This window comes from Pseudomonas sp. NFPP04, from assembly GCF_900113815.1.
Classification (GTDB): Bacteria; Pseudomonadota; Gammaproteobacteria; order Pseudomonadales; family Pseudomonadaceae; genus Aquipseudomonas; species Aquipseudomonas extremorientalis.
The window spans coordinates 71503-92876 of the sequence record NZ_FOQS01000003.1; the positions used below are offsets into that span (position 1 = coordinate 71503).

The 21374-nt window shown below is 61.9% G+C and carries 23 protein-coding genes; 20 read left to right on the forward strand and 3 right to left on the reverse strand.

Annotated elements, in window-relative coordinates:
* Positions 1-15: 15 nt before the first annotated feature.
* From fabF to BM017_RS07745, 14 genes are all read left to right on the forward strand, one after another.
* Entirely contained in the window at positions 16-1260 is a 1245-nt protein-coding gene (gene fabF / locus BM017_RS07680) for a beta-ketoacyl-ACP synthase II (RefSeq protein ID WP_092242542.1), read from the forward strand.
* Positions 1260-2075: an aminodeoxychorismate lyase gene (pabC, locus tag BM017_RS07685; protein WP_092242545.1), complete on the forward strand. Its 816-nt coding sequence runs from the start codon at positions 1260-1262 to the stop codon at positions 2073-2075. The genes fabF and pabC overlap by 1 nt, the downstream gene beginning before the upstream one ends.
* A 1-nt stretch (position 2076) precedes the next feature.
* On the forward strand, positions 2077-3222 hold the full coding sequence (gene mltG, locus BM017_RS07690; RefSeq protein ID WP_092242548.1) for an endolytic transglycosylase MltG: 1146 nt from the start codon (positions 2077-2079) through the stop codon (positions 3220-3222).
* Between the two features lie 19 nt (positions 3223-3241).
* Complete coding sequence (gene tmk / locus BM017_RS07695; protein ID WP_092242551.1) at positions 3242-3874, forward strand: dTMP kinase; 633 nt, start codon at positions 3242-3244, stop codon at positions 3872-3874.
* Positions 3867-4856, forward strand: coding sequence for a DNA polymerase III subunit delta' (locus BM017_RS07700; protein ID WP_092242555.1), 990 nt, complete (start codon positions 3867-3869; stop codon positions 4854-4856). Before tmk ends, BM017_RS07700 begins: the two co-directional genes overlap by 8 nt.
* A 63-nt stretch (positions 4857-4919) precedes the next feature.
* On the forward strand, positions 4920-5705 hold the full coding sequence (locus BM017_RS07705; RefSeq protein ID WP_092242558.1) for a TatD family hydrolase: 786 nt from the start codon (positions 4920-4922) through the stop codon (positions 5703-5705).
* 448 nt (positions 5706-6153) lie between these two features.
* Positions 6154-6807, forward strand: coding sequence for a TetR/AcrR family transcriptional regulator (locus BM017_RS07710; protein ID WP_071490496.1), 654 nt, complete (start codon positions 6154-6156; stop codon positions 6805-6807).
* Positions 6808-6922: 115 nt separating this feature from the next.
* Positions 6923-7891, forward strand: coding sequence for a GTP 3',8-cyclase MoaA (locus tag BM017_RS07715; protein WP_092242561.1), 969 nt, complete (start codon positions 6923-6925; stop codon positions 7889-7891).
* A 143-nt stretch (positions 7892-8034) separates the two neighbouring features.
* Entirely contained in the window at positions 8035-8640 is a 606-nt protein-coding gene (locus tag BM017_RS07720; protein ID WP_092242564.1) for a DUF4823 domain-containing protein, read from the forward strand.
* A 16-nt stretch (positions 8641-8656) separates the two neighbouring features.
* A complete protein-coding gene (locus tag BM017_RS07725; RefSeq protein WP_092242566.1) occupies positions 8657-9217 on the forward strand; it encodes a DUF1285 domain-containing protein in 561 nt (186 codons plus the stop codon).
* A gap of 70 nt (positions 9218-9287) precedes the next feature.
* A complete protein-coding gene (locus tag BM017_RS07730; protein ID WP_092242568.1) occupies positions 9288-10001 on the forward strand; it encodes a GntR family transcriptional regulator in 714 nt (237 codons plus the stop codon).
* The gene (locus BM017_RS07735) at positions 9998-10999 is read left to right on the forward strand and encodes an ADP-ribosylglycohydrolase family protein (protein WP_092242570.1); all 1002 of its coding nucleotides are present in this window, start codon (positions 9998-10000) and stop codon (positions 10997-10999) included. The genes BM017_RS07730 and BM017_RS07735 overlap by 4 nt, the downstream gene beginning before the upstream one ends.
* Before the next feature lie 74 nt (positions 11000-11073).
* Entirely contained in the window at positions 11074-12540 is a 1467-nt protein-coding gene (locus BM017_RS07740; RefSeq protein ID WP_092242572.1) for a purine-cytosine permease family protein, read from the forward strand.
* Positions 12533-13450, forward strand: coding sequence for a PfkB family carbohydrate kinase (locus BM017_RS07745; RefSeq protein WP_092242575.1), 918 nt, complete (start codon positions 12533-12535; stop codon positions 13448-13450). Before BM017_RS07740 ends, BM017_RS07745 begins: the two co-directional genes overlap by 8 nt.
* A gap of 47 nt (positions 13451-13497) precedes the next feature.
* On the opposite strand, the gene BM017_RS07750 is transcribed toward BM017_RS07745, so the two are convergent.
* Positions 13498-13764 carry a hypothetical protein gene (locus tag BM017_RS07750; RefSeq protein WP_058427435.1) on the reverse strand — a complete coding sequence of 89 codons (267 nt, stop codon included), beginning with the start codon at positions 13762-13764 and terminating at the stop codon, positions 13498-13500.
* Positions 13765-13815: 51 nt separating this feature from the next.
* Positions 13816-14148 carry a hypothetical protein gene (locus tag BM017_RS07755; RefSeq protein WP_058427434.1) on the reverse strand — a complete coding sequence of 111 codons (333 nt, stop codon included), beginning with the start codon at positions 14146-14148 and terminating at the stop codon, positions 13816-13818.
* Positions 14149-14338: 190 nt separating this feature from the next.
* Between BM017_RS07755 and BM017_RS07760 the strand changes: the two genes are divergently transcribed.
* The 6 genes from BM017_RS07760 to BM017_RS07785 all read left to right on the forward strand — a co-directional run bounded on the left by BM017_RS07760 (position 14339) and on the right by BM017_RS07785 (position 20277).
* Positions 14339-14818: a GNAT family N-acetyltransferase gene (locus BM017_RS07760; protein ID WP_010208407.1), complete on the forward strand. Its 480-nt coding sequence runs from the start codon at positions 14339-14341 to the stop codon at positions 14816-14818.
* Positions 14819-14976: 158 nt separating this feature from the next.
* A complete protein-coding gene (locus BM017_RS07765; protein WP_092242578.1) occupies positions 14977-15798 on the forward strand; it encodes an SDR family oxidoreductase in 822 nt (273 codons plus the stop codon).
* Positions 15799-15830: 32 nt separating this feature from the next.
* On the forward strand, positions 15831-16811 hold the full coding sequence (locus BM017_RS07770) for a substrate-binding domain-containing protein (protein ID WP_092242581.1): 981 nt from the start codon (positions 15831-15833) through the stop codon (positions 16809-16811).
* A complete protein-coding gene (gene araG, locus BM017_RS07775; RefSeq protein WP_092242584.1) occupies positions 16808-18307 on the forward strand; it encodes an L-arabinose ABC transporter ATP-binding protein AraG in 1500 nt (499 codons plus the stop codon). Before BM017_RS07770 ends, araG begins: the two co-directional genes overlap by 4 nt.
* A gap of 17 nt (positions 18308-18324) precedes the next feature.
* Positions 18325-19290, forward strand: a complete 966-nt coding sequence (gene araH, locus BM017_RS07780; RefSeq protein ID WP_028617559.1) for an L-arabinose ABC transporter permease AraH — start codon at positions 18325-18327, stop codon at positions 19288-19290.
* Positions 19291-19473: 183 nt separating this feature from the next.
* Positions 19474-20277: an IclR family transcriptional regulator gene (locus BM017_RS07785; RefSeq protein ID WP_071491453.1), complete on the forward strand. Its 804-nt coding sequence runs from the start codon at positions 19474-19476 to the stop codon at positions 20275-20277.
* Here the strand turns inward: BM017_RS07785 and BM017_RS07790 are convergent, their stop codons facing one another.
* Positions 20278-21330 carry an NAD(P)-dependent alcohol dehydrogenase gene (locus BM017_RS07790; RefSeq protein WP_092242587.1) on the reverse strand — a complete coding sequence of 351 codons (1053 nt, stop codon included), beginning with the start codon at positions 21328-21330 and terminating at the stop codon, positions 20278-20280.
* Positions 21331-21374 lie beyond the last annotated feature (44 nt).

Genomic DNA, 21374 nt, shown 5'->3' on the forward strand with positions numbered 1-21374 from the left:
AAAAAGGAGAGTGCTGTGTCGCGTAGACGCGTCGTAGTCACCGGTATGGGTATGTTGTCGCCACTGGGCACGGATGTGCCAAGCAGTTGGCAGGGCATTCTGGCTGGCCGCAGTGGTATTGGTCTGATCGAACACACGGACCTTTCTGCCTATTCCACCCGTTTTGGCGGCTCGGTAAAGGGTTTCAATGTCGAGGAATATCTCTCGGTCAAGGAATCCCGCAAACTCGACCTGTTCATTCAATACGGCCTGGCAGCCGGTTTTCAGGCGGTGCGTAATGCCGGCCTGGAAGTCACCGACGCCAACCGTGACCGCATCGGCGTGGCCATGGGTTCGGGTATTGGCGGTTTGACCAATATCGAAGAAACCAGCCGCACGTTGCACGATTCCGGCCCTCGTCGAATTTCGCCGTTCTTCGTCCCGGGCTCGATCATCAATATGATTTCCGGTTTCCTGTCCATCCACCTGGGCGCACAGGGACCTAACTACGCCATCGCCACGGCGTGCACCACCGGCACGCACTGCATTGGCATGGCGGCGCGCAATATCGCCTATGACGAAGCCGACGTGATGATCGCCGGTGGCGCCGAAATGGCGGCCTGCGGCCTCGGCATGGGCGGCTTCGGCGCGTCCCGTGCGCTGTCGACGCGCAACGACGAGCCGACCCGCGCCAGCCGTCCATGGGACAAAGGCCGTGATGGCTTCGTGCTGTCCGACGGTGCCGGCGCCCTGGTGCTGGAAGAGTTGGAACACGCCAAGGCGCGTGGTGCCACCATCTACGCCGAGCTGATTGGCTTTGGCATGAGCGGTGACGCCTACCACATGACCTCGCCACCGTCCGACGGTGCCGGTGCCGCGCGTTGCATCACCAACGCCCTGCGCGATGCCAAGGTGAATGCGGACCAGGTGCAGTACATCAACGCCCACGGGACTTCGACTCCGACGGGCGACCTGGCGGAAGCCGAGGCCATCAAGTCGGTGTTCGGTGAGCACGCCTATAAGCTGACGGTCAGCTCCACCAAGTCCATGACCGGACACCTCTTGGGGGCGGCGGGCGCGGTCGAGGCGATCTTCAGTGTGATGGCCATCAAGGATCAGGTTGCGCCGCCGACCATCAACCTGGATGAGCCTGACGAAGGCTGCGACCTGAACTTCGTGCCTCACGAAGCTCAGCCGATGCCGATCGACGTGGCGATCTCCAACTCGTTCGGGTTTGGCGGTACCAACGGTTCCCTGGTGTTCCGCCGGTTCGCCGAGTAATGCACAGCTGGGTCGACGGTCAGCCAGCGGACAGCGTGCCCCTGAAAGATCGCGGCCTGGCGTATGGCGATGGGCTGTTCGAGACCATCGCCGTCAAGGCCGGACAGCCGGTGCTGCTCGACCGTCACCTGCAACGCCTCGACGAGGGTTGCAGGCGCCTCGCCTTGGTTGCGGATCCGATGGTGATCCGCAGCGAAGTGCTGGCCTACGCCACCGCCCTTGGCGAGGGTGTCCTCAAATTGATCCTGACCCGTGGCGACAGCCTGCGCGGTTATGGCATCCACCCTGGCGCACCGGTGCGCCGTATCTTGCAGGGCAGCCCGCCTGCTACTTATCCCAGCGCTCATGGAACCGATGGCATCCGCCTGTTTCCCTGTGCCACCCGCTTGGCCGAACAGCCGTTGCTGGCCGGTCTCAAGCACCTCAACCGTCTGGAACAGGTGATCGCCCGCGCCGAGTGGCAGGACACCAAGCACGCTGAAGGCTTGATGCTGGATGTGTCCGGTCGTGTGATCGAAGGCGTGTTCAGCAACCTGTTCCTGGTGTGCAACGGCTTGTTACTAACCGCTGATCTGACACGTTGTGGCGTGGCCGGGGTGATGCGCGCCGAGATTCTGGCCCAGGCACAGACCCTGGGCATCCCGGTGGCCGTGGCCGACATCAGTGTCGAGCAGTTGCAGCAAGCCGACGAAGTCTTCGTGTGTAACAGCGTTTATGGCATTTGGCCGGTGCGCGAGTGCGCTGCGATGAGCTGGTCGGTTGGCCCGCTCACCCGTAAACTGCAGGGCATTGTTCGCGCGCTATTGGAAATTTGAGTTGATACGAAAACTGTTTGTACTGCTGCTGATCGGTCTGTTCTCGGCGGCTTTGCTGTTGGGTTATGGCGCCTGGAAATACGACGCTGCCCTGAAGCAGCCCTTGAAGCTGACCCAGGAGCAATTGCTCGACGTACCGGCAGGGGCGACCCCCACCGGCACCTTCAATCGCCTGGAAGCTGACGGCGTACTGGACGGTGCCTTCTGGTTGCGTTTGTACTGGCGCTTCAACCTGGACGGCCAGCCATTGCACAGCGGCGAATACCGCATGACGCCCGGCATGACGGCGCAAGGCTTGATCGGCTTGTGGCAGCGTGGCGAAGTGGTGCAATACAGCCTGACGCTGGTCGAAGGTTGGAACTTCCGCCAGGTACGCTCGGCCCTGGCCAAGCATGAAAAGATCGTGCAGACCCTCTCGGGCCTGAGCGACAGCGACGTCATGGACAAGCTCGGTCACCCTGGCGTGTTTCCAGAAGGGCGGTTCTTCCCCGATACCTACCGTTTCGTGCGTGGCATGACCGACGTCGAATTCCTGAAGAAAGCCTACAACCGCCTGGACGACGTACTCGCCCAGGAATGGAGCAAGCGCGCTGCCGACGCGCCTTACACAGACCCTTACCAAGCGCTGATCATGGCCTCCCTGGTGGAGAAAGAGACGGGCGTGCCTGAAGAGCGTGGGCAGATTGCCGGGGTATTTGTGCGGCGCCTGAAGGTCGGCATGCTGCTGCAGACCGACCCGACGGTGATCTACGGCCTGGGTGAACGCTACAACGGCAAGTTGACCCGCGCGCACCTCAAGGAAGCCAATCCCTACAACACCTACATGGTCGCCGGCCTGCCGCCGACGCCCATTGCCATGGTCGGCCGCGAGGCGATCCATGCCGCGCTGAACCCGGTGCCGGGCAGCAGCCTGTATTTCGTTGCCCGTGGCGATGGCAGCCACATTTTCTCGGATAACCTGGATGCGCATAATGCCGCCGTGCGTGAGTTCCAACTCAAGCGACGCGCCGATTACCGCTCCAGCCCGGCGCCGGTGGTGAAGCCTGCCGAAGACGCAACGCCACCGGCGGATGTGCCCGCCGAGGCGCCGGTAGAAAAGCCGGCCGACCCTGCTCCGGACGCTACCGCGCCGCAAAGCCCGCAATAATTCTGACTAAGGACTGCCTGTGACTGGCTTGTTTATTACCCTGGAAGGCCCCGAAGGCGCCGGCAAAAGCACCAACCGCGATTACCTGGCCGAGCGCTTGCGCAGCGAAGGCATCGAGGTGGTGTTGACCCGTGAGCCCGGTGGCACGCCGCTGGCCGAGCGTATCCGCGAAGTGCTGCTGGCGCCGGGTGACGAGCAGATGAACCCGGACACCGAGCTGCTGCTGGTGTTCGCCGCCCGTGCCCAGCATCTGGCCGAGGTGATCCGTCCGGCCCTGGCCCGTGGTGCCGTGGTGATTTGTGACCGTTTCACCGATTCCACCTACGCCTACCAGGGCGGCGGTCGGGGCTTGTCCGTGGAGCGCATCGCCACCCTGGAAACCTTTGTCCAAGGCGACTTGCGCCCTGACCTGACCTTGCTGTTCGATCTGCCGGTGGAAGTCGGCATGGCCCGTGCCAGCGCCCGTGGCCGCCTGGATCGCTTCGAGCTGGAAGGCGATGGGTTCTTCAACGCGGTACGCAGTGCATTCCTCACACTTGCCAAGGCGGAGCCTGCACGGTACTCCCTGCTGGATGCAGCCCAGCCGCTGGCGCAGGTGCAGCAGGCCATCGACGCGCTGCTACCGAAACTGCTGGAGCGCGCCCGTGGCTGAAGCCTACCCGTGGCAGGACAGCCTGTGGCAACAACTGGCCGGCCGTGCCCAGCACGCCCACGCCTACCTGTTGCATGGGCCGGTGGGGATCGGCAAGCGAGCGTTGGCCGAGCGCCTGATGGCAAGCCTGCTGTGCCAGCGCCCGATCAATCTTGAGGCCTGCGGCGAGTGCAAATCCTGCCTGCTGCTCAAGGCTGGCAGCCACCCGGATAACTACCTGCTGGAACCCGAGGAAGCCGACAAGGCAATCAAGGTCGACCAGGTGCGCGACCTGGTCAGCTTCGTGGTGCAGACCGCACAGATGGGCGGACGCAAGGTGGTGCTGATCGAGCCGGTGGAGGCGATGAACATCAATGCTGCCAACGCCTTGCTCAAAAGCCTGGAGGAGCCGTCCGGCGATACGGTGTTGTTGCTGGTGAGTCACCAGTCCAGCCGTTTGCTGCCGACCATCCGCAGCCGCTGCGTGCAGCAGGCGTGCCCGCTGCCAAGCGAGGCCATGAGTCTTGCGTGGCTGGCACAGGCGTTGCCGGAGTGCTCCCAGGACGAACGGGTCGAGTTGCTGAGCCTGGCCGCCGGTTCGCCGTTGGCGGCGGTGAAGCTGCAGGTCCAGGGCGTGCGTGAACAACGGGCGCTGGTGGTGGAGGGGGTCAAGAAACTGATCAAGCAGGAAGTGTCCGCCACCCAGCTGGCAGAAAGCGCCTGGAAGGACATCCCCCTGCTGTTGCTGTTCGACTGGTTCTGCGACTGGTCAAGCCTGATCCTGCGCTACCAGCTGACCCAGGATGAAAACGGTCTGGGCCTGCCGGATATGCGCAAGGTGGTGCAGTACCTGGCGCAGAAAAGTGCCCAGGACAAGGTGCTGGCGAACCAGGACTGGATCCTCGCCCAGCGCCAGAAGGTGCTCGGCAAGGCCAACCTCAACCGCGTGCTGCTGCTTGAAGCGTTGCTGGTGCAATGGGTCGGTTTGCTCGGACGCCGTTAATTTCCGTGGCCGGCGGGTGTATCGTCGGCCAGACACTTTTCGTGACTGAAGTTGTAGATTCCTATGATTGTAGATTCCCACTGCCACCTTGACCGCCTCGACCTGGCCCAGCACGGCGGTTCCCTTGACGCTGCCCTCGACGCCGCACGCCAGCGTGGGGTAGGGCACTTCCTGTGCATCGGCGTCAGCGCGGAGAATGCAGCGGACGTCAAATCCCTGGCCGAGCGTTATGCCGATGTGGATTGCTCGGTGGGCATCCACCCGCTGGACCTCAAGCCCGGTGAAGCCCCGGCACTCGACTGGCTGCTGGGTGAACTCAATCACCCGCGCGTGGTGGCCATTGGCGAAACCGGCCTGGATTACCACTACGAACCCGAAGCCGCCGAGTTGCAGCAGGCTTCGTTCCGCCTGCACCTGCAAGCCGCCCGGCAGACCGGCAAACCGGTGATCGTCCACACCCGTGGCGCCCGTGCCGACACCCTGACCCTGCTGCGCGAAGCGGCATTGCCCCAGGCTGGCGTGTTGCATTGCTTTACCGAAGACTGGGACATGGCCAAGGCGGCGCTGGACCTGGGGTTCTATATTTCGCTGTCGGGTATCGTCACCTTCCGCAACGCCGACGCCCTGCGTGATGTCGCACGCCAGGTGCCCGCCGACCGCCTGCTGGTGGAAACCGATTCCCCGTACCTGGCTCCCATCCCCCATCGCGGCAAGCCGAACCTGCCGGAGTATGTGCGCGACGTGGCGGATTACCTGGCGATGCTGCGCGGTGAGTCCTACGAGCGTTTTGCCGAGCAGACTACCGAAAACTTCAAGCGCCTTTTCCCACTGGCCCACGTCGCTTCTTAACGCGAGGGCCAAATCGCAGGCAAAAAAAACCCGGGTTCTGGGGGGGGAATCCGGGTTAAGACCATTAGGAGTAAAACAAGGGTACGCGGTCCGTTGGTACCCAGGTCGGCGCTTCACTTGGGGGAGATGTCACGTCGACAGTTCAAGTATTGATCAGTATCCGATTCAGTCCAGTCGCGGCTGATCGTTTTTTAAACAGATTTGGAATACGCGCGCTTCGCTTGAGTTCTCATCAGGCCGGTGCACGGGTGCAGTTGTTGCGTATTATTTCTGACTGATATCAATGAAAACGTTGGCGTGCTGAAAGTAAAGTGCATTCCGGGTTCACATAGACATTGCCCAACGACCGTTCAGTCGGGATAATCCCTCGCACCGGGTAAATCGTATCGCCACGTATCCGTGGCCCTGCGCAACCCTCCCTAATCCGACCTTTGCAGACCTCTTCCTCATGCACAAAGAACCCCGTAAGGTCCGTGAGTTTCGCCGCCGTGAGCAGGAAATTCTCGACACCGCACTCAAGCTGTTCCTTGAACAAGGTGAAGACAGCGTCACCGTCGAGATGATCGCGGATGCCGTGGGTATCGGCAAAGGCACGATCTACAAGCACTTCAAGTCCAAGGCCGAGATCTACCTGCGCCTGATGCTCGACTATGAGCGCGACTTGAACGAGTTGCTGCACTCGGCCGATGTCGACAAGGACAAGGAAGCCCTGTCCCGTGCCTACTTCGAGTTCCGCATGCGTGACCCGCAGCGCTATCGCCTGTTCGACCGGCTGGAAGAGAAGGTGGTCAAGGGCCACCAGGTGCCGGAGATGGTCGAGGAACTGCACAAGATCCGCGCCTCGAACTTCGAACGCCTGACTTTGCTGATCAAGGGGCGCATCAGCGAAGGCAAGCTCGAAGATGTGCCGCCGTATTTCCACTACTGCGCCGCCTGGGCCTTGGTCCACGGTGCCGTGGCGCTGTACCACTCGCCGTTCTGGAGCAACGTGCTGGAAGACCAGGAAGGTTTCTTCCAGTTTTTGATGGATATCGGCGTCCGCATGGGCAACAAGCGCAAGCACAGCAGTGAGCAGCCACCGGCAGAAACGCCTGCCACGTAATGATTTGCTGCCACGCGTAGTACCCCAGGAATATACTCAGGCATGGACTCTTGCTAAAAGCTGATTTATCAGTCAGCTTTTAGCGCGCCCGAATCATCCTCTGCCGGAGTGATCCATGATCGTTGATCGTCAAGGCAGGCGTTTTCGCAATTTGCGGATCAGCCTGACCTCAGCCTGCAATTACGCGTGTACCTACTGCGTGCCTAACGGCAAGCGGCTGGTGGCTGCCCAGGACGAACTCTCCGCCGAGGCCATGGCCCGTGGTGTGGAATACCTGATCGAAGCGGCGGGCATCGACCGCCTGCGCATCACCGGCGGCGAGCCGCTGGTCAGCCCCAAGCTGGAAGCGTTCATGGGCGCCGTGGGGGGGATGGGGCTCAGCGATATCAGCCTGACGACCAACGGCCAATTGCTGGCGCGCAAGCTGCCGTTGCTGGTGGAGGCCGGGATCAAGCGCATCAACGTGTCCCTCGATACCCTCGACGCAGATGCCTTCCGCGGCATTGCCCGTGGTGGCGACCTGGCCACTGTGCTCGACGGCATGGACCAGGCCCGCGCTGCCGGCATCAAGATCAAGGTCAATATGGTGCCGTTACGCGGCCAGAACCTCGACCAGGTCATGCCGCTGCTCGACTATTGCCTGGAGCGTGGCTACGAGCTGCGCTTTATCGAATTGATGCGCATGGGCCACCTGGCCAAGGACTCCAACGCGTTCCTGCAGCAGTTTGTCAGCCTGCAACAACTGCTGGGTTTGATCGGTGAGCAGCATGAATACCTGCAAGCCAATGCGCCTGTGGATGCCACTGCCGTACGCTACGAAATCCCCGGTAAAGGCTTCTTTGGTGTGATCGCCAACGAAAGCGTACCGTTCTGCCGTACCTGCTCACGGTTGCGCTTGTCGTCCACGGGGTGGTTGCATGGCTGCCTGTCGTCGAGTAACCGTCACTACGTCGGCGACCTGCTGGACAAGCCGCGCCATCAAGCACTTCCGGCCTTGCAGGGCCTGTTGATGAAGGCGTTGGGTGACAAGCAGGAGGTGGCTTTTTCTGGCGGCGCCACCATCATGAAAATCATCGGCGGCTAACCAGCCCGCCAAGCCAGCACACAACCAGATGTGGAAGGGGGCAAGCTCCTCCCACATTTGTCATAGGTTGCTGCCAAATGGCGCAAAACCTGCATCACACGCCCATTCGCCGGTTTTCCGTCACCGGCTTCTGGAGGATTAGGATGCGTAGTCTGGTTTTGTTGCTGGCGTTGTTGACGCTGAGTGGCTGCATGACCGTCAGCGATATGGCCGAAGGCACCCGCTATCAGATGAGCGACGCCGGTTTGCTGGACCACAGCGATACCCGCCGTACCGCCTCGGTACGCATACAGCCGGACTCCTTTGTCTTTATCGCCCAGGGCGCCTTTGTGCCGCCGGGCAGTGCCTACCCGCGGCCGAACGTGGTGGCCGAAGAAGCCTTCAATGGCTTTGTCGAGTACTTCCCCATGGTGCGCCGCGCCCGTCAGCCTGAAGGCCTGGAGCAGGCCATGGCCGAAGCCCGTGCGGCGGGGGCTCACTACCTGCTGTACTGCCGTTTCGCCAAGGCGGATGACCGCATCGGCAACGCGGATGAATGGGCCGACCAGGAAGCCCTTGACCGCGTCGGCCTGGACAGCGGCGTCATCCAGATCATGTTGATCGAGACCAGCACCCAGTATTTGATTGATACTGCACGTATACGCAGTCGTGGCGGTTTACTGACGTTTCACGACAACAAGCCAGAAGATCTGATTGCCCGCCCCCTGGCGCAGTACGCCCGCGGCCTGTTGGGGATGAGCAATCCATAAGACCCAGGAGAACCCCATGACCGATTCCGCCAAGGCCAACGACCTGTTGGCCCAGTTGCCCAAGGGCAAGGGTCCGGCCCCGGTGCACCTGTGGAACCCGGACTTCTGCGGCCATATCGACATGCGCATCGCCCGTGATGGCACCTGGTTCTATCAAGGCACGCCGATCGGGCGCAAGCCGATGGTCAAGCTGTTCTCCAACATCATCCGTCGCGATGGCGATGATTACTTTCTGATTACCCCCGTGGAAAAAGTCGGCATCACCGTCGATGATGCTCCGTTTGTCGCCATTACCTTGGACGTCGAAGGGCAGGGCGAAAGCCAGGTGCTGCGCTTCACCACCAACGTCGATGACCAGGTCGAAGCCGGCCTCGAACACCCGCTGCGGGTGGTGATCGATCCTGTGACCCAGGAGCCTGCACCCTATCTGCGAGTGCGCAGCAACCTCGAAGCCCTGGTGCACCGCAATGCGTTCTACCAGTTGGTGGAATTGGCAGTGAGCCGTCCGATCAACGGTCAGAACTGGCTGGGCGTCTGGAGCGCAGGGGAGTTTTTCCCTATTGGCCTGGAGCCCTGACGCCGGTTTTATCATCTCCCTGAAATAATTCGCTTGCTGTACATGGGCGCTTTGCGTTATCAATTTGTACATGATTAGACATGTTCGATTTGATAAGAAAAAACGCGTCGTCGACGAGCTCATCCGCCGTATCGAGGGTGGGGTGATGGCCGACGGTTTCCTGCTGCCGGGCGAGCACCAATTGGCCGAGGAGTTCGCGGTCAGCCGCGGCACCCTGCGTGAGGCCCTGGCCGAACTCAAGCGGCGCAACTACATCGCGACCCAGAGCGGCGTCGGCTCCATCGTGACCTTTGACGGCATGGTGCTCGACCAGCGCAGTGGCTGGGCCCAGGCCCTGGCGGACACCGGTGCGAAGGTCAACACCGATATCCTGCGCCTGGAAGCGGTGACCCGCCCGGACCTGCTCAGCCGTTTCGGCAGCGACCAATTCATTGCCCTCGACCGCCGCCGTCGCACTACCGATGGCACTGCCGTGTCCCTGGAACGCTCGCTGATGCCCGCTTCCGGAGGCCTGGAGGGCCTGCCAAGAGTAGGCCTGATCGATAATTCCCTGACCATCACCCTGGCCGCCTACGGATATGTCGGCGCCGAAGGGGACCAATGGATCGGTGCCGAGCCCCTCAGCGATGAAGATGCCGAGTTGCTTGGCCGCCCAGCCGGCACGGTGTTCCTCAAGGCTTCGCGTACCACCTACGACCGTCGCGAACGTTTCATGGAGTATGTCGAAAGCTTGCTCGACCCTCTGCACTTTCGCCTGCACCTGCAATTTGGAAACTCGAAATGACCCCGCTCAATCGCGCCCTCGGCGCGTTCTACGGCCTGGCCTTGGGCGATGCCCTGGGCATGCCGACCCAGTCCTTGAGCCGCGAACAGGTGCGTGCGCGTTTCGGTGCCATCACCGGCCTGGAAAACGCCGATGCCGACCAGCCCATCGCACCGAACATGCCCGCCGGCTCCATCACCGATGACACCGAACAGGCCATCCTGGTGGGCGAGTTGCTGGTGGAAGGCCGAGGCAAGATCGAACCCACTGTGCTTGCCGAGCGCCTGATCGACTGGGAAGCGGTGATGCGTGCCAAGGGCTCGCAGGATTTGCTCGGTCCCTCCACCAAGCGTGCGATCGACATGATCCTCGCCGGCCACACCCCGGAAGAATCCGGCCGCTACGGCACCACCAACGGCGCCGCGATGCGCATCACGCCAGTGGGGATTGCCGCCGATGTCAGCGACCCGGCGCAGTTTATCCAGGCGGTGATCCAGGCCTGCCAGGTCACCCACAACACCACCCTGGGTATTTCCAGCGCGGCGGCGGTGGCGGCGGTGGTGTCGGCCGGCATCAACGGCGTGGACCTGGGCGAAGCGTTGAACATCGGCACCCAGGTTGCCCAGCAGGCCGAAGGCCATGGTCACTGGATCGCTGGTGGGCGGATTTCCACGCGCATCAGCTGGGCGCGGACCTTGAGCGTCGGCAGCGGTGACAAGGCCCTGTTCGCGGACCTGTTGTACGAATTGATCGGCACCTCCGTCGCGTCCCAGGAGTCGGTGGTGGTGTCGTTCGCCCTGGCCCAGCAAGTGGCGGTGGGCGAGATGAATGCCTTCGAGGCGTTGTGCCTGGCGGCCAGCCTTGGCGGCGACACTGACACCATCGCGGCGATTCTCGGCGCCATGCTCGGCGCGTGCCTGGGCATGCAGTGCTGGCCCGAGGCGATGATCGAACAGGTCAAGCAGGTCAATGGCCTGGATCTGCAATCGCTGGTTCAAGAGCTGTTGAAAATGCGCTGAGTCAGGACGACCGGAAGATTCGCTTTGTATACCTGCCACAACCACAACAATACAGGCACTTGGAGCACCCCCTCATGAGCAGTACATCTTCCGGTCAAAGCGCCGGGCAATTGGAAACACGCGGCATCGAACCGGTCCCGGAAGGCGAGTGCAACGGCCACCCGCTGCAACTGTTCTGGGTGTGGTTCGCGGCCAATATCAGCATCCTCGGCTTGCCGCTCGGCGCCACGCTGGTCGCGTTTCGCGGCCTGGCGATCTGGCAGGCCATCATCGTGGCGATCCTCGGCGCCGCCGGCTCCTTTGCGGTGGTCGGCATCATCTCCATCGCCGGCCGTCGCGGCCGTGCGCCCAGCCTGACGCTGTCCCGTGCCATCTTCGGTGTGCGCGGCAATATCGGCCCGACCCTGGTGTCGCTGATGTCGCGCCTGGGCTGGGAAACCGTCAACACCACCACGGCGGCCTTTGTGCTGCTGTCGTTGTGCTCGATCCTGTTCGGCTCGCCGGTCGAAGCCAAAAGCGCACCGGTGCTCACCCTGGTCTTCATCGCCATCTTCGTGCTGCTGACCTTATCGGTATCCGGGCTGGGCCACGCCACCTTGCTGGTGATCCAGAAGTGGGCCACCTACGTGTTCGGCGCGTTGAACATCCTGGTCGGCGGCTTCCTCTGCGCCACGATCGACTGGAGCGCGGTGTTCAACGCTACCCCGGCACCGTTGAGCGCGATGATTATCGGCATCGGCACCATGGCCGCTGGCACGGGTATCGGCTGGGCCAACGCCGGCGCGGACATGTCGCGCTACCAGCACCGCAGCGTCAAGGCGGTGCGCCTGGTGGCGTCGGCAGCATTCGGTGCGGGCATTCCGCTGGTGCTGTTGATCACCCTCGGCGGCCTGTTGTCGGTGGGCAACAACGACCTGGCTTCGGCCACCGACCCGATCGTCGCGATCCGCGACATGCTGCCGACCTGGATGGCCGTGCCGTACCTGATCACCGCGTTCGGTGGGTTGCTGCTGTCCAACAACCTGTCGGTGTACTCGGCGGGCCTCACCACGCTGACCCTCGGTTTGAAGGTCAAGCGCGTGCATGCGGTGATCGTCGATATCGTGGCGATCTTTGCCGGCTCCATCTACTTCATGCTGATCGCCGACAGTTTCTACGGCCCGTTCATCACGTTCATCTCTTTGCTGGCGGTGCCGATCACGGCATGGGTCGGCATCTTTGTGGTCGACCTGATCCACCGTCACTACTACAGCGCCAAGGACCTGCTGGACGTGAGCCCAAGCAGCGCCTACTGGTATCGCGGCGGTGTGGAATGGCGTGCCTTCGGTGCCTGGGCCGTGGCGATCGTGCTGGGCTTCAGCTTCACCACCATTGGCACCACCGCCGAGAACATCTGGTTCGCCGGGCCTTTGTCCGACTCCTGGCTGGGCCACAACGGCCTGGGCTGGATCGTCACCTTCCTGGTGGCCGGCGGGATTTATGCGGTGCTGGGCGGTGCGGCTGACCGTCGCCCGGCTTTAGTCGAGAGCCCTAATGTCTAGATTGCTGCACACCGGCCAGGTCATCGTCGACCTGGTCATGGCCCTCGATACCTTGCCCGCAACCGGCGGCGACGTGCTGGCGCAATCGGCCAGTTTCGAAGCCGGCGGTGGCTTCAACGTGATGGCGGCTGCGCGGCGCAATGGGTTGGCGGTGGTCTACCTGGGCCGTCACGGCAACGGGCGCTTCGGCGACCTGGCACGCGCGGCGATGCAGGCGGAAGGTGTCGAAATCGCCCAAGCCGCCAGCACGGATAAAGATACCGGTCTGTGTGTATCGCTGACCGAGGCCACCACCGAGCGCACGTTCATTTCCCATATCGGTGCTGAAGGCGAGTTGAGCGCCGACGACCTGGCGCGGGTGGTTCCACAGGCGGACGATTATGTGTATGTGAGTGGCTACAGCCTGTTGCTGGAAGGCAAGGCGCAGGCTCTGCTCGACTGGTTACTGGCCCTGCCTCGCGATATCCAGGTGGTGTTCGACCCGGGTCCGTTGGTGAAGGCACCGGATTCGGCGCTGATGGTGGCGCTGTTGCCGCGTATCGATATCTGGACCAGTAATGGCCCTGAAGCATTGGCGTTTACCGGGGCGGAAACGGTTGCGGAGGCGCTTGTCGACCTGAATCGTCATCTGCCTGGCGGTGCCTTGCTGGTGGTGCGGGATGGGCCGAATGGCTGCTGGGTGAGCCGCAATGGCCAGGCGGAGCATGTGCCGGGGTTCAAGGTGACGGCGGTGGACAGCAATGGCGCAGGGGATGCCCATGCCGGGGTGTTTATTGCAGGGTTGGCCGATGGCTTGGCACCTGCCCGGGCAGCGCGTCGGGCGAACGCAGCAGCAGCGCTGGCCGTGACACGCTGGGGGCCGGCTACATCGCCTGGCAGCGCAGAAGTCGACGCCTTGCTGCGGGAATAGGGTGGGTCAAAAAATGTGGAGGGGGCAAGCCCCCTCCATATTTGAGGCTACTGGCTCGTTTCAGACTCCAGCTTGCGCGCCTCATCCACACCCGACGCCGTCAGCTTGATCGGCAGGTTCAACGCATACTCACCGGCGGCGTCAGTGGTCACATGCCCATCCTTGATCAGGCCGCGATCCTGCAGGAACGCCAACGCACTGGCGACGACTTTTTCTCCGCGGTAGTTATCCAACACCTCCTTGCCCAGCCCTTGAGGGTGAGCGTGCAGCAGGCGGGTCAGGACTTCTTTTTCAAGGTCTTTGTCGACGTTCATGCGTACCTCTTCACTGGGAAATGATCGGGTGTTCGTCAGGCGTTGGTTGGATCAGGGCGCAGGTTGTTTCGGAGCGCCGGGCAGGTTCGAGTCATCGCCCTTATTGATCTTGGGTTCATTGACCGATGGACCCATTTTGCCGTTGCCGACGGCGGCTGGCGCCTGGCGTTGAGTGTCATGACCCTGGGTGTGCGGGTCGGCGGCATTGGTATTGTCAATGACTGCGCCGCCATTGGTGTCCAGGCCGGTGCCCATGGATTTCTGGGACTCGGTGGTGGCGTCCGGATTGGTCGGGCCGGTAGAGGAGGTGGCTGCAAAACCGCTCAGCGAAACCGAAGACAACAGGCCAGCCAGGGCGAGGGCAGCAAACTTGGAATGCTTCATGAGGGTGTCTCCATATGATGAATGTCCTTACCCTCTATTGGTCCGCCGGTATTCTGCGTTCGTGCCTTGATGGCGACGAACGGTCTTGTGTCACCTGTAAGATTTTGTGTGCCAGTGACCACGAAAATGCGCTGCAACTCGTCACGAAAGCGCCTTAGTATGTGTGCTTTGAAATTGCCAAGGCTCACCCATGACCATCGAGATTCGCCCCGCCGTGCCCAGCGATGCTGCGCAGATCCTGACTTTCATCACCGAGCTTGCCGAGTATGAGAAGGCCCGGCATGAAGTGATCGCCAGTGTGGTGGACATCGAGCGCAGCCTGTTCAGCGAAGGGGCGACCGCCCATGGCCTGATCTGTTTGCGCGATGGCTTGCCGATTGGTTTTGCGGTGTTCTTTTTCAGCTATTCCACATGGCTGGGCAGCAACTGCCTGTACCTGGAAGACCTGTACATCAACCCGGAGCAACGCGGTGGCGGCGCAGGCAAGAAGCTCTTGCGCCACCTGGCGAAGATCGCGTTCGACAACGGTTGCGGTCGCTTCGAGTGGAGCGTGCTGGACTGGAACGAACCGGCGATTGCCTTCTATAAATCCATCGGCGCCCAGCCGCAGGAAGAGTGGGTGCGTTACCGAATGGAAGGCGATGCGCTGCGTGATTTCGCCTTGGGCTAGCTGAAAATCAAAATGTGGGAGGGGCTTGCCTACTCCCACATTTTTTTTGTGCTTTGCTCACTATATGGGATGCAAATTTATATATTGAGATGTTTCAAAAGATGGGTTTATAGTCGGCTGCATCAGCACTCACTACCAAAAATAAAACAGGTGAAGCGATGCAGGCACAACCGTTGTCACTCCCCGCCGTGCCCGAGCCCATCTACGGCGAGCGGCTCAAAGGCAAAGTGGTGATCATCACCGGTGCCGCCCAGGGCATTGGCGAGGCGATCGTCGCGTGTTTCCAGGCGCAGCAGGCGAAGCTGGTCATCGCCGATATCCAGGGTGAAAAGGTCGAGAACGTCGCGACCCACTGGCGTGAACGCGGCGCCGAGATCTACGCGCAACCGGTCGATATCACGTCCAGGGAGCAATGGCAGGCGCTGGTCAATGTGGCCATCGAGCGCTTCGGCCGGGTGGATGTGCTGGTCAATTGCGCCGGGGTCAATGTGTTCCGCGACCCGCTGGAGATGACCGACGAAGACTGGCGCCGCTGCTTCGCCATCGACCTCGACGGCGCCTGGTACGGCTGCCGCACGGTGCTGCCGCACATGATCGAGCAGGGCATCGGCAACATCATCAACATTGCCTCCACCCATTCCAGCCACATCATCCCCGGCTGCTTCCCCTATCCCGTGGCCAAGCATGGCCTGCTTGGCCTGACCCGCGCCCTCGGCATCGAATACGCGCCCAAGGGCATCCGTGTGAATGCCATCGCGCCGGGCTACATCGAAACCCAACTCAATGTCGACTACTGGAACGGTTTCCCCGACCCCCACGCCGAGCGCCAGCGTGCGTTCGACCTGCACCCGCCCAAGCGCATCGGCCAGCCGATCGAGGTGGCGATGACCGCGCTGTTTCTGGCGACCGACGAGGCGCCTTTTATCAACGCCACCTGCCTGATGATCGATGGCGGGCGGTCTGTGATGTACCACGACTAACGCGTTTTCCAATAACAAGAAAGAGGTGGTTCATGTTCAAGAAGACTCTAGGCACCCTCGCGCTCGCCCTTGCCTTCAGTGGCTTTGCATCGGCCGAAGAAGTGAAGATCGGCTTCCTGGTCAAGCAGGCCGAAGAACCCTGGTTCCAGACCGAATGGGCCTTCGCCGAAAAAGCCGGCAAAGAACACGGCTTTACCGTGATCAAGATCGCCGTGCCCGATGGTGAAAAAACGCTCTCGGCCATCGACAGCCTGGCCGCCAACGGTGCCAAGGGCTTTGTGATCTGCCCGCCGGACGTGTCCCTCGGCCCGGCCATCGTGGCCAAGGCCAAGGTCAATGGCTTGAAAGTCATGGCTGTGGATGACCGCTTTGTCGACGCCAAGGGCAACTTCATGGAAGACGTGCCGTACCTGGGCATGGCGGCCTTTGAAGTGGGCCAGAAGCAGGGCAGCGCGATGGCGGAGGAGGCGAAAAAACGCGGCTGGGATTGGAAGGACACCTACGCGGTGATCAACACCTATAACGAACTCGACACCGGCAAGAAGCGCACCGATGGTTCGATCAAATCCCTGGAAGACGCCGGCCTACCCAAAGACCATATCCTGACCGCCGCGCTCAAGACCCTCGACGTTCCCGGCAGCATGGACGCGACCAACTCGGCTTTGGTCAAACTGCCTGCAGGCGCGAAAAACCTGATCATCGGCGGCATGAACGACAACACCGTGCTGGGCGGCGTACGCGCCACCGAAAGCGCCGGCTTCAAGGCGGCCAACGTGATCGGCATCGGCATCAATGGCACCGACGCCATCGGCGAGTTGAAAAAGGCTGAAAGCGGTTTCTTCGGCTCCATGCTGCCCAGCCCGCATATCGAGGGTTACAACACCGCGCTGGCGATGTACGAGTGGGTCACCACCGGCAAGGAGCCTGCGAAATACACGGCGATGGACGAAGTGACGCTGATCACCCGCGCCAACTTCCAGGCAGAGCTGACCAAGATCGGGCTGTGGAAATGACCGGCGCGGCCTTGCGTTTCAACGGCATCGGCAAGGAGTTTCCCGGTGTGAAAGCCCTGGCGCAGATCAGCTTTGAAGCGCGGCCGCGCGAGGTGCATGCGTTGATGGGCGAGAACGGTGCGGGCAAGTCGACGCTGCTGAAAATCCTTGGCGGCGCCTACCTGCCCAGCAGCGGCTCACTGCAGATCGGCGCGCAGACCATGGCCTTCCGAAACGCCGCCGACAGCATTGCCAGCGGCGTGGCGGTGATCCACCAGGAGCTGCACCTGGTGCCGGAAATGACGGTGGCCGAGAACCTGTTCCTTGGGCATTTGCCGACGCGCTTCGGGGTGGTCAACCGCAGCCGGTTGCGCAAGCAAGCGTTGGCCTGCCTCAAGGGGCTGGCGGATGAAATCGATCCGGATGAGAAGCTCGGTCGGCTTTCCCTTGGGCAACGCCAACTGGTGGAAATCGCCAAGGCGCTGTCCCGTGGCGCCCATGTGATTGCCTTTGACGAACCCACCAGCAGCCTGTCGGCGCGGGAGATCGACCGCCTGATGGCGATCATCACGCGCCTGCGTGACGAAGGCAAAGTGGTGCTCTACGTGTCCCACCGCATGGAAGAAGTGTTCCGCATCTGCAACGCCGTCACGGTGTTCAAGGACGGTCGCTACGTGCGTACTTTCGATGACATGAGCACGCTGACCCACGATCAATTGGTGACGTGCATGGTGGGTCGCGATATCCAGGACATTTACGACTACCGCCCGCGTGAACAGGGCGAGGTGGCGCTGAAGGTCGAGGGCTTGCTTGGCCCGGGCCTGCGTGAGCCGGTCAGCCTTCAGGTACACAAGGGCGAGATTCTCGGCCTGTTCGGCCTGGTCGGGGCAGGGCGCACGGAGCTGTTTCGGCTGCTGAGTGGTTTGACCCGCAGCACCGCAGGACGCCTGGAGCTCTGCGGGCAACCACTGCAGCTGCATTCACCCCGCGATGCCATCGCCGCCGGGGTGCTGCTGTGCCCGGAGGACCGCAAGAAGGAAGGCATCATTCCGCTATCCAGCGTCGCCGAGAACATCAATATCAGTGCGCGTGGCGCCCACTCTGCGTTCGGCTGGCTGCTGCGCGACGGTTGGGAAAAGGCCAACGCCGACCGGCAAATCAAAAGCATGAAGGTCAAGACGCCGAACGCCGAACAGAAAATCATGTACCTGTCCGGTGGCAATCAGCAGAAGGCCATTCTTGGCCGATGGCTGTCGATGCCGATGAAAGTGCTGCTGCTGGATGAGCCAACGCGAGGCATCGATATCGGCGCCAAGTCGGAGATCTACCAGATTATCCATAACCTGGCGGCCAGCGGCATTGCGGTGATTGTGGTGTCCAGCGACCTGATGGAAGTGATGGGGATTTCCGACCGTATCCTGGTGATGAGCGAAGGCGCCCTGACCGGCGAACTCACCCGCGACCAGGCGGATGAAGCACGGCTGTTGCAACTGGCTCTCCCGCGTTCGCGGGCTTGAAGAATTCGAGGTGAATGATGTCCGAGGTAAAAACTGCAAAGGGCTTCTGGCCGGGTTTCAACCAGCGCAAATTCCTCGATGACTGGGTGATGCTGCTCGCCGCGTTGAGCATCTTTGTGCTCAGCGCGTTGTTTATCGACAACTTCCTTTCACCGCTGAACATGCGTGGGCTGGGCCTGGCGATTTCCACCGTAGGCATTGCCGCGTGCACCATGTTGTTCTGCCTGGCCTCCGGGCATTTCGACTTGTCGGTGGGCTCGGTGATTGCGTGTGCCGGCGTGGTCGCGGGCATCGTGATCCGCGACACTGACAGCGTGGTGCTCGGTGTGTCGGCAGCGTTGGCCATGGGCCTGGTGGTGGGGCTGATCAACGGCATCGTCATCGCCAAGCTGCGCATCAATGCATTGATCGCGACGTTGGCGACCATGCAGATCGTGCGCGGCCTGGCCTACATCTTCTCCAACGGCAAAGCGGTGGGGGTGATGGATGAGGGCTTCTTCGTGTTCGGCAACGGCCAGCTGATGGGCGTGCCGGTGCCGATCATCATCACCGTGCTGTGCTTTGTGTTCTTCGGCTGGCTGCTCAACTACACCACCTACGGGCGCAACACCATGGCCATCGGTGGTAACCAGGAAGCGGCATTGCTGGCCGGGGTGAACGTCGATCGCACCAAGATCATCATCTTTGCCGTGCACGGCTTGATCGGCGCCCTGGCCGGGGTGATTCTCGCCTCGCGCATGACCTCGGGCCAGCCGATGATTGGGCAAGGGTTCGAGCTGACCGTGATCTCGGCGTGTGTATTGGGCGGGGTGTCGTTGAGTGGCGGCATCGGCATGATCCGTCATGTGATTGCCGGGGTGTTGATTTTGGCGATCATCGAGAATGCGATGAACCTGAAGAACATCGACACCTTCTACCAGTACGTCATCCGTGGTTCGATCCTGTTGCTGGCGGTCATCATCGACCGCATGAAACAGCGTTGATCCCGAGCCCTATGAAGATTCGAATGTGGGAGGGGGCTTGCCCCCGATAGCGGTGGGTCAGTGGATACATGTTTTTCTGATGTGCCGCCATCGGGGGCAAGCCCCCTCCCACATTTGGATCGCCACTGTATTGAGGGGCGGTATTTGCCATAATGCCCCCGCTTTCACACTAATAGGCCCGATATGCAGGAAAACGCCCACATCCCCGTCAAAGATACCGCCCCCACTGGCACCCAGACCCTGTTGCGCGGCCTGGGCGTGGTGCAGGCCGTGGCGGCGGGTGCGCGGGATCTGAAAGAGATCGCCAAGCGCATCGGCACCACTCGCAGCACCACCCACCGCCTGGCCAGTTGCCTGGTGGAGGAGCGTTACCTGCGCGTGGTGCCGCAAGTGGGTTACCTGTTGGGGCCGAAGTTGATCGAACTGGGGTTCCAGGCGCGCGAAGAGCTGCCACTGGTGACCCTGGCCATTCCGTATCTGGATGAGCTGTCGGCGCTGACCGGTGACACCATCCACCTGGCCATCCGTGAATACGACGATGTGCTCTACCTGCACAAGAACCCCGGCCGCAATGGCCCGGAAATGCGCTCGCGGGTCGGCCACCGCATGCCGCTGGCGCGGACCGGGATCGGCAAGGCATTGCTGCTGGATGACACGGTGGAGGAGTGGCAGCGCCTGTACGACGTCAGCCTGCCGGCGGGTGGGAAAAGCCTGCAATGGCCGCAGCACCCGGAACAATCCTGGGCGCAGTTCGAGCAGCGCATGCGTGAATACGTGGTGGGTGGGTATGCGTTCGACCTGGAAGACAACGAACCGTCGATCCGCTGCGTAGCGGCACCGGTGCGCGATGCCAGCCGGCGCATCGTCGCCGGCATCAGCATCGCCAGTACCGTGCCCTACATGCCGCTGGAGAAAATGGCCGAGCTGATCCCCGTGGTCAAACAGGTCGCAGCCCGGCTGTCGGCGGAGTTGGGCGCGAAGGCCTGATCAGGCCTTCAAGGTCGCCATGTCGATGACAAAACGGTACTTCACATCGCCGGCGATCATGCGGCTGTAGGCTTCGTTGATATGTCGGATGTCGAGCATTTCGATGTCGCAGGTGATGTTGTGCTCGGCGCAGAAATCCAGGACTTCCTGGGTTTCGGCAATGCCACCGATCAAGGAACCGGCCAGCACTTTACGGCCCAGCACCAGCTTGGCGGCGTTGACGGGCGGGTCGACCGGTTCGATCAGGCCCACCAGGATATGCACGCCGTCAAAGCGCAGCACGTCGAGGTAAGGGTTCAGGTCGTGCTGCACCGGGATGGTGTCCAGCAGGAAGTCGAAACTGCCGGCGGCGGCGTTCATCTGCTCGGTATCGGTGGACACGATCACATGGTCGGCCCCCTGGCGACGACCTTCCTCAGCCTTGCTCGCCGAGCGGGTGAACAATGTCACTTCCGCACCCATCGCCTTGGCGAACTTGATGCCCATATGGCCCAGGCCACCCATGCCCAGCACGCCGACCTTATCGCCGGCCTTTACGCCGTAGTGCTTGAGCGGCGAGTAAGTGGTGATGCCGGCGCACAGGATCGGTGCCGCGCTGGCCAGGTCGAGCTTGGCCGGGATCTTCACCACGAAGTGTTCGCTGACCACGATGCTGTCCGAGTAACCGCCCATGGTGTTGCTGCCGTCTACGCGGTCCGGGGTGGCGTAGGTCATGGTCGGGCCTTCGAGGCAGTATTGCTCAAGGTCCGATTTGCAGGCGTCGCAGTGACGGCACGAGTCGACCATGCAGCCGACGCCGACCAGGTCGCCGACTTGGTGCGCGGTGACATTGGCACCAACGGCAGTGACCTTGCCGACAATCTCGTGGCCCGGCATCAGCGGGTATACGGCGATGCCCCATTCGTTGCGAGCCTGGTGGATGTCGGAGTGGCAGACGCCGCAGTAGAGGATCTCGATGGCCACGTCATCGGCGCGCGGGCTGCGGCGCTGGAAGGACATGGGGGCGAGGGGAGTGGTGGCCGACTGGGCGGCATAACCGATGGCGGTATACATGGGGAAACCTCGCAAAAGCCTGGACTGTAGAGGTGGCGCATTCT

What these genes read in the sequence shown, in the direction of transcription:
- pabC (WP_092242545.1), top strand. Translation starts at nt 1,260, where the DNA reads ATGCACAGCTGGGTCGACGGTCAGCCAGCGGACAGCGTGCCCCTGAAA.
- BM017_RS07705 (WP_092242558.1), top strand. Translation starts at nt 4,920, where the DNA reads ATGATTGTAGATTCCCACTGCCACCTTGACCGCCTCGACCTGGCCCAG.
- BM017_RS07710 (WP_071490496.1), top strand. Translation starts at nt 6,154, where the DNA reads ATGCACAAAGAACCCCGTAAGGTCCGTGAGTTTCGCCGCCGTGAGCAG.
- BM017_RS07715 (WP_092242561.1), top strand. Translation starts at nt 6,923, where the DNA reads ATGATCGTTGATCGTCAAGGCAGGCGTTTTCGCAATTTGCGGATCAGC.
- BM017_RS07720 (WP_092242564.1), top strand. Translation starts at nt 8,035, where the DNA reads ATGCGTAGTCTGGTTTTGTTGCTGGCGTTGTTGACGCTGAGTGGCTGC.
- BM017_RS07725 (WP_092242566.1), top strand. Translation starts at nt 8,657, where the DNA reads ATGACCGATTCCGCCAAGGCCAACGACCTGTTGGCCCAGTTGCCCAAG.
- BM017_RS07730 (WP_092242568.1), top strand. Translation starts at nt 9,288, where the DNA reads ATGATTAGACATGTTCGATTTGATAAGAAAAAACGCGTCGTCGACGAG.
- BM017_RS07735 (WP_092242570.1), top strand. Translation starts at nt 9,998, where the DNA reads ATGACCCCGCTCAATCGCGCCCTCGGCGCGTTCTACGGCCTGGCCTTG.
- BM017_RS07740 (WP_092242572.1), top strand. Translation starts at nt 11,074, where the DNA reads ATGAGCAGTACATCTTCCGGTCAAAGCGCCGGGCAATTGGAAACACGC.
- BM017_RS07745 (WP_092242575.1), top strand. Translation starts at nt 12,533, where the DNA reads ATGTCTAGATTGCTGCACACCGGCCAGGTCATCGTCGACCTGGTCATG.
- BM017_RS07750 (WP_058427435.1), bottom strand. Translation starts at nt 13,764, where the DNA reads ATGAACGTCGACAAAGACCTTGAAAAAGAAGTCCTGACCCGCCTGCTG.
- BM017_RS07755 (WP_058427434.1), bottom strand. Translation starts at nt 14,148, where the DNA reads ATGAAGCATTCCAAGTTTGCTGCCCTCGCCCTGGCTGGCCTGTTGTCT.
- BM017_RS07760 (WP_010208407.1), top strand. Translation starts at nt 14,339, where the DNA reads ATGACCATCGAGATTCGCCCCGCCGTGCCCAGCGATGCTGCGCAGATC.
- BM017_RS07765 (WP_092242578.1), top strand. Translation starts at nt 14,977, where the DNA reads ATGCAGGCACAACCGTTGTCACTCCCCGCCGTGCCCGAGCCCATCTAC.
- BM017_RS07770 (WP_092242581.1), top strand. Translation starts at nt 15,831, where the DNA reads ATGTTCAAGAAGACTCTAGGCACCCTCGCGCTCGCCCTTGCCTTCAGT.
- araG (WP_092242584.1), top strand. Translation starts at nt 16,808, where the DNA reads ATGACCGGCGCGGCCTTGCGTTTCAACGGCATCGGCAAGGAGTTTCCC.
- araH (WP_028617559.1), top strand. Translation starts at nt 18,325, where the DNA reads ATGTCCGAGGTAAAAACTGCAAAGGGCTTCTGGCCGGGTTTCAACCAG.
- BM017_RS07785 (WP_071491453.1), top strand. Translation starts at nt 19,474, where the DNA reads ATGCAGGAAAACGCCCACATCCCCGTCAAAGATACCGCCCCCACTGGC.
- BM017_RS07790 (WP_092242587.1), bottom strand. Translation starts at nt 21,330, where the DNA reads ATGTATACCGCCATCGGTTATGCCGCCCAGTCGGCCACCACTCCCCTC.